At 65.3% G+C, this 10442-nt stretch carries 14 protein-coding genes; 5 read left to right on the forward strand and 9 right to left on the reverse strand.

The features are described from left to right. Positions 1-378, reverse strand: a 378-nt coding sequence (locus tag VFW69_RS02515; protein WP_526497840.1) for a DUF222 domain-containing protein, incomplete at its 3' end; no start/stop codon positions are given. Between the two features lie 69 nt (positions 379-447). Further along, positions 448-738, reverse strand: a complete 291-nt coding sequence (locus VFW69_RS02520) for a CDGP domain-containing protein (RefSeq protein ID WP_526497842.1) — start codon at positions 736-738, stop codon at positions 448-450. Between the two features lie 89 nt (positions 739-827). Here VFW69_RS02520 and VFW69_RS02525 point away from each other — a divergent pair, with 89 nt between their 5' ends. Next, positions 828-1196, forward strand: coding sequence for a hypothetical protein (locus tag VFW69_RS02525; protein ID WP_526497844.1), 369 nt, complete (start codon positions 828-830; stop codon positions 1194-1196). Here the strand turns inward: VFW69_RS02525 and VFW69_RS02530 are convergent. From VFW69_RS02530 to VFW69_RS02555, 6 genes are all read right to left on the reverse strand, one after another. Continuing rightward, positions 1193-2452, reverse strand: coding sequence for a cytochrome P450 (locus VFW69_RS02530; RefSeq protein WP_526497846.1), 1260 nt, complete (start codon positions 2450-2452; stop codon positions 1193-1195). The genes VFW69_RS02525 and VFW69_RS02530 overlap by 4 nt on opposite strands. A gap of 34 nt (positions 2453-2486) precedes the next feature. Beyond that, the gene (locus tag VFW69_RS02535) at positions 2487-3392 is read right to left on the reverse strand and encodes an alpha/beta fold hydrolase (RefSeq protein ID WP_526497848.1); all 906 of its coding nucleotides are present in this window, start codon (positions 3390-3392) and stop codon (positions 2487-2489) included. Between the two features lies 1 nt (position 3393). Beyond that, on the reverse strand, positions 3394-3879 hold the full coding sequence (locus VFW69_RS02540) for an NUDIX hydrolase (protein ID WP_526497850.1): 486 nt from the start codon (positions 3877-3879) through the stop codon (positions 3394-3396). Between the two features lie 6 nt (positions 3880-3885). Next, positions 3886-5241: a WS/DGAT/MGAT family O-acyltransferase gene (locus tag VFW69_RS02545; protein WP_526497853.1), complete on the reverse strand. Its 1356-nt coding sequence runs from the start codon at positions 5239-5241 to the stop codon at positions 3886-3888. Positions 5242-5304: 63 nt separating this feature from the next. Next, complete coding sequence (locus tag VFW69_RS02550; protein WP_526497855.1) at positions 5305-5688, reverse strand: DUF1330 domain-containing protein; 384 nt, start codon at positions 5686-5688, stop codon at positions 5305-5307. A gap of 47 nt (positions 5689-5735) precedes the next feature. Then, on the reverse strand, positions 5736-6593 hold the full coding sequence (locus tag VFW69_RS02555) for an SDR family NAD(P)-dependent oxidoreductase (RefSeq protein ID WP_526497857.1): 858 nt from the start codon (positions 6591-6593) through the stop codon (positions 5736-5738). Positions 6594-6709: 116 nt separating this feature from the next. Between VFW69_RS02555 and VFW69_RS02560 the strand changes: the two genes are divergently transcribed. From VFW69_RS02560 to VFW69_RS02575, 4 genes are read left to right on the forward strand one after another with little or no spacing between them, the layout of a single operon-like run. Continuing rightward, positions 6710-7795, forward strand: a complete 1086-nt coding sequence (locus VFW69_RS02560) for an NAD(P)H-dependent amine dehydrogenase family protein (protein ID WP_526497859.1) — start codon at positions 6710-6712, stop codon at positions 7793-7795. After that, positions 7792-8295, forward strand: a complete 504-nt coding sequence (locus tag VFW69_RS02565) for a VOC family protein (RefSeq protein ID WP_526497861.1) — start codon at positions 7792-7794, stop codon at positions 8293-8295. Before VFW69_RS02560 ends, VFW69_RS02565 begins: the two co-directional genes overlap by 4 nt. Further along, positions 8292-9065, forward strand: coding sequence for an SDR family NAD(P)-dependent oxidoreductase (locus VFW69_RS02570; protein ID WP_526497863.1), 774 nt, complete (start codon positions 8292-8294; stop codon positions 9063-9065). Before VFW69_RS02565 ends, VFW69_RS02570 begins: the two co-directional genes overlap by 4 nt. Beyond that, positions 9062-9658, forward strand: a complete 597-nt coding sequence (locus tag VFW69_RS02575; protein ID WP_526497865.1) for a TetR/AcrR family transcriptional regulator — start codon at positions 9062-9064, stop codon at positions 9656-9658. The genes VFW69_RS02570 and VFW69_RS02575 overlap by 4 nt, the downstream gene beginning before the upstream one ends. A gap of 6 nt (positions 9659-9664) precedes the next feature. Here VFW69_RS02575 and VFW69_RS02580 read toward each other — a convergent pair. Further along, positions 9665-10442: NAD(P)-dependent oxidoreductase (locus VFW69_RS02580; RefSeq protein ID WP_526497867.1), on the reverse strand; the 778-nt coding region annotated here is incomplete at its 5' end.

Genomic DNA, 10442 nt, shown 5'->3' on the forward strand with positions numbered 1-10442 from the left:
CGCGACCTCGGCCAGCTGCGCGTAGTGCTCATCAGACCCCTCCCCGGCCCGCGCCGCGATGACGCCAACCTGATCGAGCGACAGTCGGCCCTCCCGCATGCCTAGGGCGCAACGAGGAAACGCCTCGAGCCGGCGCGCGACGGTGGTGATCGTGTGGGCGTTTGCCGAGGACGAGCCCATCTTCCAGGCCACCAACGCCGGAACCGACCGCGCGCCCGTGACGCCGCAGAGCTCGTCGCGATCGATCTCGGCCACGATCTCCACGATGCGCCCATCAATCGCGTTGCGCTGACCGGCCAACTCCGCCAGCTCCTCGAACAACACCTCGAGACGCTCGCTAGGATTCACCGCCACCGGCGGCGACGCAGTCAAGGACATAACCTCATCATCGCAACCGGGTACGACAAATCTCGGCCACCAATACAGCGATGGCAAGGCGACGACCGCTCAGCCGTCGATGTGCGTCGGCGGGTCGGCGAAGGTGAGATCCGCTGGGCGTTGGTCGGGACCCATCAAATCGCAGTGATTGTCGGGCACGAGGTAGGAACTGGCGCCATTGGGAACAAAGCGGGTGACTGCCACACAGCGTTGCCAGGTGCCGTCCGGCTGGACGGGTCCATCACACTTGCTGAGAACGGGTCCTCCGTACAGACAGCCGGCGCCGGCGGGCGGTGCCGCGACGATCAGCTGTGCGGCCGAGAGCAGGGCGGCCAATCCTCCGACGATGCACCGCTTCATGGTTGCCTCCCGTCAACGACGCTACCGCTTCCGGCACTGCTAACCCACGGTTTAGCGGCGATTGCGACTGGAGCGGGCACGCGGCAACCATGTCAGTCACAGCCTTTCGGGACCTGCCGTTGGCCGATCGCGACCGCAAGTGGGACGGGGACGCGGCCGAAAAGCGGGTGCGTACGTGGGCCGGCGCACAGGACGGTCCGAACCAGAAGTACCGCGACGCGCACGTTTGGTACGACGGCGACAAAAAGGACAACTTCACGGCCTACAAGCTGCTGATCGCCGACGCCATCGACGGCAACTTGAAGGCCGTGCCACGCGGCGTGATGGCGGCGGGCGCGATCGTGGACGGGGCGCGGGGCGGCATCGACGTGCCCAAGTCCGACGTCGATCGGATCAAGAGCCACTTGGCGAAGTACTACAAAAAGATGGGTGAAAGCCCGCCGTGGGAACGGGACTAGACCCTGACCATGAGCTGCGATAGCCCGCGCAGCGTGACGTTGGGCTTGTACTCGGGCTCACTGTCCAGTCGGGCGTTGGGGAAACGCGCCGCCACCGCCGACAGCGCCACCCCGGCTTCCAGCCTGGCCAACGGCGCACCCAGGCAGTAATGCGCACCGCGACCGAATCCTAAGTGCTGCAGCGCTTTCCGATCGGGGTCGAAGACGTCGGGGCGGTCATACTCGGCGGGATCGCGCTGGGCGGCGGCGGTCAGCAGCATCATGATGTCGCCCCCGGGCATCTCAATGCCCCCAATTGTCATGTCGTCGCCGGCAGTTCGGGCGATCATCTGCACCGGCGGGTCATAGCGCAACGTCTCCTCGATGACCGCGGGGGCACGGTTGGCGTCAGCGCCGAGCGCGGTCCATTGCGACGGCTGGCGCAGCATCGCCAGGACGGCGTTGCCGATCAGGTTCACCGTGGTCTCGTGACCGGCGACCAGCAACAGGACGCAGGTGGAAACGATCTCCTCTTCGCTCAGCTGGTCGCCTGACTTTTCCACGGCGATCAGTCCGGACATCAGGTCGTCGCCGGGCCGCGAACGTCGCCGGTCGATGAGGCCGTGCAGGTAGGCGCGCAACCATGTTCCGGCAGCCATCCGCTCTTTCAGGTTGTCTGACGGCGTGCCGGTGAAGGCGACGAATGGATCCAGTGATTGCGCCAGCAGCGCGGACACCCGGCTGAATTGCGGCTCATCCTCGAGGGGCACGCCGAGCAGTCGGCAGATGACCACCACCGGCAGTGGATAGGCGAGATCTTCGACGACTTCGAACCGCCCCTTTTCGGCAATCTGGTCGAGCAACCCGTCGATCAGCGCGGTGATGTCGGGTTGGAGCCCGTTCACCACCTTGGGCGCGAACGCCTTGCTGACCAGTTTGCGCAGCCGGGTGTGGTCCGGCGGGTCCTGAAACAAGAACCCCGGGGGGCTCGGCGGCGGCGCCTCGGCACCGGCCTCGATGAGCTGGCGGGTTTGCGCCTCGATCTGCGCGCGGGCAGCCGTCGACTTGTTCCTGTCATTGCTCGACGACGGGTGGCGTAAAGCTTCGTCGCAGTCACGGTAGGTCGAAAACACGGCGAGATTGCCCTCCGGCAAGGCGAACGACCCGCGTTCACGAAACTGCGCGAACAGCGGGTAGGGGTCGGCACGGACTGCCGGGTCCAACAGCCGAACCAACAATTCGTCGGGTTTGGTGGACTCGGCAGGCGCGGTCGTCATCCTGACATTGTGCCCGCCTACGGGCCTGCCCTACTCAGCGGCGCAAGAACTCCACGATGTGGCCGGCCAACTCTGGTCCGGCGTCCTCCTGCAAGAAATGCCCGGCGCCCCCGATCACTGGGTGGTCGATCCCCTGGGCGCCGCGCATCTGGCGCGAGAAGATGGTGGCCATCGGCCCGGTGATCGGGTCCCCGTCGCTGAAGGCGACCAGCATGGGTGTCGGGCTCACCGAAAGCTTGGCCCAGGCAGTCTTGTTGGCCACCGCGGCGGGATCGTCCGGTGACGTGGGCACCAGGCCGGGCATGGCGCGCGGCCCGGCGCAGTAGTCGTCGGTGGGGAACGGGGCGTCATAGCCGGCGCGCTCCTCCTCGCTCATCTTGTGGCGACAACCGCCCTGGACAAACGCGCCAATGTTCAGCGTCGGCGCCGAGGTGATGGCTTCGCGAAACTTCCACCAGACATCGGCCATGGGCTGCTCGCCATTCGGCAGTCCGGTGTTGGCGACGACCACCCGAGCGAACCGTTCGGGATGCTCTGCGGCAAGCCGCAATCCGATCAGCCCACCCCAGTCCTGACCCACCAGGGTGACGTTGTGAAGGTCGAGGACATCGAAGGCCACCGCTCGCATCCACTCGACATGCCGCGCGTAGCTGTGGTCTTCGCGGCGGGTTGGCTTGTCCGAGCGGCCGAAACCGACCAGGTCGGGGCAGATGACTCGATGACCGGCGGCGGTGAGTATCGGAATCATCTTGCGATACAGATATGACCACGACGGTTCGCCGTGCAACATGAGAATCGGGTCGGCGCTTTCCGTGCCGTCCTGGACCCAGGCCACCCGCAGCGCGCCGCCTTCGTCGTCGGATACTTCGCAATACCTTGGGGTGTAAGGGAAATCGGGGACACCGTCAAACCGGTCGTCGGGTGTTCGCAGCGTTTGCATGTCACGTCCCTTCGGATAGTCCGGCCAGGCCCGGATCCGCCATCAAGCGATCCAGAAAGCCGTGCTGGCCCTTCAGCAGTTTGACGCGCGCGGTTGCCACCGAAAACCAGGCCACGCGATCAACCTCGGGAAACTCCCGCAGCGTGCCCGATCCTTTTGGCCACTCCAATTCGAAAGTGTTGCTGCGCGCGTCGGCGATGTCGAGGTCGCTGCCCACGGCGAACGCGGTCACGATCTTGCCACCGGATTGCTTCAGCTGACCGAGGTCGATGCGGGGGCCGGCCGGCACCGGGAGCCCCAGCTCTTCGGAGAACTCCCGCTGCGCGGCAGCCCAGGGGTCCTCCCCGTCGGTGTACTCGCCTTTCGGGATCGACCACGCGCCGTCATCTTTGCGGGCCCAGAATGGCCCACCCGGATGCGCGACCAAGACCTCGGCGACGCCGTCGCAGGTCCGGTACAACATCACACCCGCGCTCAGCCTGGCCATCGACTCCTATTCTCCCACAGCGCGTTCCATGTCCTTGAGCGAGGACTCCAGGTGCGCGAGCAAGCGTTGCAGGTGCGGCACGCTGCGCCGGCACCCCACCAGACCGAAGTCCAGATTGCCCGCATTGCTGGCCAAGGTGATGTTCAGCGCTTGGCCGTCCAACGCGATGGACAGCGGGTAGTTGCCGTCGAGTCGGGCGCCCCCGTAGTAGATCGGCTGCGTCGGTCCCGGCACGTTCGAAATGATGATGTTGAACGGGGGTGACGTCGAAGCGACCCAGCCCGGGACCGCCGCCAGCGCCAACGCTGACGTATTGACGGCCGACAGGGCCAGCGCCTGGAACCGCGGCAACTGCGAGAACACTTTCTTGTTGCTGCGCATCGATTCGCTGATGGTCAGCAGACGCTGCGCGGGGTCATCGGCGTCGGTCGCGAGGTTGCACAGAATGGCTCCGACCAGGTTGCCACCGGCGTCGGCCTCTTCCTCGGTGCGCAGGCTCACCGGGACCATCGCGATCAGCGGTGTGTCCGGCAGCGCGTCTTGCTCGAGCAGGTAGTAGCGCAGGGCGCCCGAGCACATCGCCAAGACGACGTCGTTCACCGTGACCCCCGCCGCCTTCTTCACGTTCTTGATGCGATCCAGTGACCAGGACTGCGCGGCGCACCGGCGGGCGCCGCCGATCTTGACGTTCAACATTGTCTTCGGCGCCCCGAAAGGCAACGTCAGTTGTTGCTCTAGCAGCGCCGCACGCGCCAGTCCTATCGTTGAGGGAGCCAGTGCCGCAAGGGATCCCGCTGTGCGGGCCAATGAGCTCAATGCAGACGACGGGCTGGACTTGCGCTTGGGTTTACGCAGAGTCCATGGGGCGCGGATCTCGGGGTCTTCGGGGTCGGTGGTCAATGCGCGCTGCATCAGCTTCTGCGCGGATACACCGTCGATCAGTGCGTGGTGCACTTTGGTGTAGATAGCGAACCGGCCGTCTTTCAGACCTTCGACGATGTGCGTCTCCCACAGCGGGCGGTGACGATCCAGCAGGCTGCTATGCCACCGCGAGGTGAGCTCGAGCAATTCGCGGACCCGTTTAGGCGACGGCAGCGCCGAGCGCCGGACGTGGTAGTCGATATCGATGCCGTCGTCGTACGACCAGCCCAGATTCGCGATTCCGCCGACCAAACTCGCGGGATGCTTGCGAAACGTGGGCTGGAAGTCCCGCTGAGCGGCCAGGCTCTTATAGAGCTCACCAACGAAGCCGCGGCCGGCACCCGGCGGGGGCTCGAACAACTGCAAGCCTCCGACGTGCATGGGATGTTCGCGAGATTCTCCCAGAAGAAAGATCGCGTCGGTGGGCTTTATCAGTTCCATCCACCTATTAGACCCATTTCGGCCTGATCCGGAAACCCATCGCGTGATTGGACCGGCGTCAGATCATCGGGTCACGACCGACCATGTCGAGGTCGCGATCAAATCGCCGCGATCCAGCCCGGCGGCGCGATCCTCGTGCACCTTGGCGTACTCCTGGGTCGTCACCATGTCGATGAAGGCCTGCGGGGTTGGGTACTCGACGATGAGAATCGCGTCCCACCACGGCTGTTCGCCGTCGCCAATCACCACCGACGGCGCTCCCCCGGCGTAGCGCAGGGTGGCGCCCACCCGTTCCAGGTGTGGAACCACTTCTTGGCCGTATCGCAAGTAGCTCTCGAGGCCGCCCTCGGGCTTGAACTTCAACAGGTTGACCATTACCACCGGCGCATCAGGCGGTCGCGCCGCGAGCGCGGCGAACTGCTCGGGCGTCGGCTCCAAACCGCTCATGTGAATCTCCTTGCGCTGGTTTCCTTCTAGAAGGGGGTGGGGCGTCGTTACAGCAGGTCCGTGATGGTCTTCAAGCCCGCGTCGTAGAGCACGCCGGGTAGCATCCCGCCGTCGCATTCGATGGTGGTGCCGTTGACGAAGTCGGCTTGTCCGCCGGCGAGGAAAACGCAAACCCGCCCGACTTCGGCGGGCTCGCCGGCGCGGCGCAACGGGACGGCGGCGAAATACTTTGCGCCATCGGGGTCGTCCTTGGGTAGCACGAATGATCGGAAGTTCTCTGTCATCGTCGGCCCCAGGGCGACGCAGTTGACCCGCACCTTGGGCCCCCACTCTTCGGCCAGCGAGCGGGTGAGGTGGTTGAGACCGCTTTTGGCCGCCCCGTAGGAGACCAGGGTTGGAGATCCTGCCGGATGTCCGGCGCCGCTGGAGATATTGATGATGCAGCCGACGCCCTCCTGGGTTTGCATCTGCCGACAGGCACGGATCGCGAACCACAGCGGGCTGATGAGGTTCATTTGCACGGCGAACGCATGAAACAGGGCGGTGCGCGCGTACTCGTCATCGTCGGCGGGCGCGCCCTGAATGCGTTGCACCAGTTCGGGAATGCTCTCGGCACGTGGCGCCGGAACGGTACCGCCGGCATTGTTCACCAGAATGTCGACCCGACCGTGGGTGGCGACGACGTCGGCGATTAACGCGTCGATCGAGCGATAGTCGCCCTGATCGCACACCTTCTGGGAAGCGCGGTCCGCCCAGTCCGGTTCGATGCCCGGGACGGTGTCGAGCCGTGACCGCGAGCAGCCGACCACGGTCGCACCGGCGCGCAGCAGTTCATGGGCGATGCCCACGCCCACGCCGCGGCTGGTGCCGGTGACGATGGCGATCTTGCCGTCGAGGACGCTCATCAACAGACCCTCTCACGAAACCGTCGATTGTTGACAGTTACTGTCACCAAGTCATAGCCTGCCATTTCATTCGCCGACGTGTAAAGACCGCGCACCGCAAGTCCGGGAGGTCAATCATGAGTAGCCCAGCCAAACTCCGTGTCATCCAGTGGGCCACCGGGGGCGTGGGTAAAGCGGCGATCGGGTGCGTCATCAACCACCCACAGCTGGAGCTGGTGGGGTGCTGGGTGCACAGCGCGGACAAACATGGTGTCGACGTCGGCCGGATCATCGGGACACCGGAGCTTGGCGTCACCGCCACCACCAGCATCGACGAGATACTGGCGCTGGACGCCGACTGCGTCATGTACAGCCCGCTGATACCCAACGACGACGAAGTGATCGCCATCCTGCGGTCCGGCAAGAACGTGGTCACACCCGTTGGCTGGGTCTACCCCGATCCAAACAACAAGCGTCACCAGGCCGTCGCCGACGCCGCGACGGAAAGCGGTGTGACGCTGCATGGTTCGGGCATCCACCCCGGCGGCATCACCGAGCGGTTCCCGCTCATGGTCTCCTCGCTGTCGTCGGCGATCACGCAGGTGCGTGCCGAAGAGTTCTCCGACATCCGCACGTACAACGCGCCGGACGTGGTGCGCCACATCATGGGATTCGGCGGTACCCCCGAGGAAGCCACTCAAGGGCCGATGGCCGGCCTGCTCGACGCGGGCTTCAAACAGTCGGTACGGATGATCGCCGACCACATGGGATTTCGCATCGATCCCAACATCCGGACCATCCAGGACGTCGCCGTGGCGACCGCCGATATCGACTATGACCCCTTCCCGATCACGACCGGCACCGTGGCCGCACGCCGGTTCCGCTGGCAGGCGCTCGTTGATGGTGAGCCGGTCATCACCGCGGCCGTCAACTGGCTGATGGGTGAGGAAAACCTGGACCCGGGCTGGAATTTCGGCGGCCGGGGTGAGCGCTTCGAGGTGGAGATCACCGGCGACCCCGACGTAAGCCTCACCTTCAAGGGTCTGCAGCCGGAGACGATCGCGGAAGGCCTGGTGAAGAATCCGGGCGTCGTGGTCACCGCCAACCACTGCGCCAACGCCATTCCTGACGTCTGCGCCGCCGAGCCGGGAATCAGGACCTATCTCGACTTGCCGTTGTTCGCCGGGCGTCCCGCTCCCGGACTCGCCGCGGGGAAGCCATGACCGAAAAAAGCGTGCTCGACGACGTGTCGTTCTGTCACCTCGTCGTCGGCGTCACCGACATGGACCGTGCTCTGGCGTTCTACCGGGATGTACTGGGCATGGAGATCGTCTTCGAAACCCTCATCTCCGGAGAGCCTTTCGACGCGGCATTGCAGTCGAACCGTAAGCACGAGGGCCGGGTGGTCGGCGGTCTGCTGGGCGGGTTGATGATCGAGCTGCTGTCGATCGTTGCTGATCGACCCGAACAGGAGCAACGGCGCGGCATCACCGGCATCCACAACGTGTCGTTGTCGGTGACCGATCTCGACGACACTCACCGCCGCATCATCAACGCCGGCTACACCCCCGACCAGGGCCCCTTCGAGATCGGCGGTGTGCGAATGTTTTTCGTCAAGGACCCGGACGGGACGCCGGTCGAGTTCATCGAACTACCCGACGGGGCACGGAGCACCTACGAGATGCATCGGGGCGTGCAGCTGCAGATGGGGCCCGCCAGATGAGCTACAGCCACCCTGATTCGATGCGCGGGCACGTCGCGATCGTGACCGGTGCCGCTCAAGGCGTCGGGAAGGGCGTCGCCGCCGCGCTGCTCGAACGCGGTGCGGAGGTGCTGCTGGTTGACATCCAGGAAGAGGCCCTGAACGGGACCGCCACCGAACTCAACGCGATCGGACGGGTGGAACAGCTCGTCGCCAATCTTCGCGACCCGGACAGCGCGCAGCGGATCGCGGCCGCGGCGGTCAACGCCTTCGGCACGGTGCACGGCCTGGTCAACAACGCCATCGCCACCAACGAACCCAAGGCGTTCGTCGACATCACCACCGAAGACCTGGCCCTCGGCTATGACGTGGGCCCCCGCGCGACGTTCCTGCTAATGCAGGCCGTGCACCCGTTGATGGTCGAGGCCGGCGGCGGGTCGATCGTGAACCTCGGTTCGGGGACGGGCACCGGCGGCGAGCCAAAGTGGGGCGGCTATGCCGCCGCCAAGGAGGGCATCCGCGGGCTGTCGAAGGTGGCGGCGCTGGAATGGGGGCGCGACAACATCCGCGTCAACGTCATCTGCCCCTTCGCCGAATCAGACGGCGTCAAATTCTGGAAGTCGTTCGCGCCCAAGGAGTACGACAAGGCCGTTGCGCGGGTTCCGATGAAGCGCATAGGAGACGTCCGTACCGACGTGGGTGCGCTGGTGGCGTTCCTACTCGGCGGCGACGCCACCTTCATCACCGGACAGACCATTCACGTCGACGGCGGGATCGGCTGCTTCCGATGACCGGCGAGTCGCTCCGCGACCGGCAGCGCGCACAGATCCGGGCCGACATCCGGCGGGCGGCGTTCCGCCTGTTCGTCGAGCGTGGCTACGACGCGGTGACCACCGAGGAAATCGCCACGGCCGCAGGTGTTTCCCCACGCACGTTCTTCCGGCATGTGCCGGCGAAGGAAGAGCTTCTCCTCGCACCCGTGCGGTACGGTGGCGCCGCGATCGTCAATCTCCTCGAGGGGCGGCCCGCCAGCGAGTCACCGGATGTCGCTTTGATCAACGCCATCATCACGCGGACCCGCTCATTCGAGCAGGCCGACACCGAAGAGTGGCGTGAAGCCCTGCTGGTGGTCCCCGGCCTGCTCGACAAGGTCACCGTTCACCGGCCGGCCGACAAGGAGCGGGCGACCAAGCTCATCGCCGAACGGATGGGCGTCGATCCCGGGACCGATACCCGTCCGGGGCTGCTGGTTCAACTCGCCTTCGCGGCTGCCGATTTCGCCTTTCAGCAATGGGTGCGACAGTCCGGGAAGCCGTGGCCACTGGATCGTTATGTCACCGATGCGCTGGATGCGGTCAAAAGTCCGCACTGGAAACGAAAGTGAGTTCGATCAACGCCGCTGCACCACTTCGGGATTGGCGATCCGGATGGGCGCCCCGTCCAGCCAGGCCACCACTGATTCCACCGTATCGGAGTAGAAGGCGCCCATCATTTCGCGCGTGACGTACCCCAGGTGGGGAGACAACGTCACGTTTGGAAGCAGCCTTAGCGGATGCTCCTTCGGCAGCGGCTCCGTGTCATAGACGTCCAGCCCGGCTCCGGCGATGCGCCCGGCTTTTAGCGCGGCCATCAGGGACGCCTCGTCGACGATCGGGCCCCTGGAGGTATTGATCAAGTAGGCGTGTGGCTTCATCAGGGCCAGCTCGGCTTCGGCGACCAGTCCTTGAGTGCGTTCCGACAGCACGAGATGAATGGAGACCACGTCCGAGGATTCGAACAGCGTGGCTTTGTCGACCCGGCGGGCTCCCACGCTTGCGGCGGCGTCGTCAGTGAGATTCTGGCTCCACGCAAGGACATCCATGTCAAAGGCCCTGGCGTATTCGGCCATGCGTCTGCCGACTCTGCCCAGGCCGAGGAGCCCGAGAGTCTTGCCGGACAACGTCATACCCGCGCTGGTCTGCCACCCGCCGTCACGCATGTTGCGATGCTCATCGGCGAGATTGCGCACCGTCGCAATCAGTAGCCCCCAGGCGAGTTCCGGCGTGGCGTCGCGCATGGACCTGAATCGGGGCTGGGCAAAATCCGAATGCGCCACCAGAATCGTGTGTTCGCTGGCTGCGGCCATGTCCATGTTCGGCAGGCTCCTGCCGACGATCGTGATCAGCTGC

This window comes from Mycobacterium sp. (assembly GCF_036273375.1).
Classification (GTDB): domain Bacteria; phylum Actinomycetota; class Actinomycetes; order Mycobacteriales; family Mycobacteriaceae; genus Mycobacterium.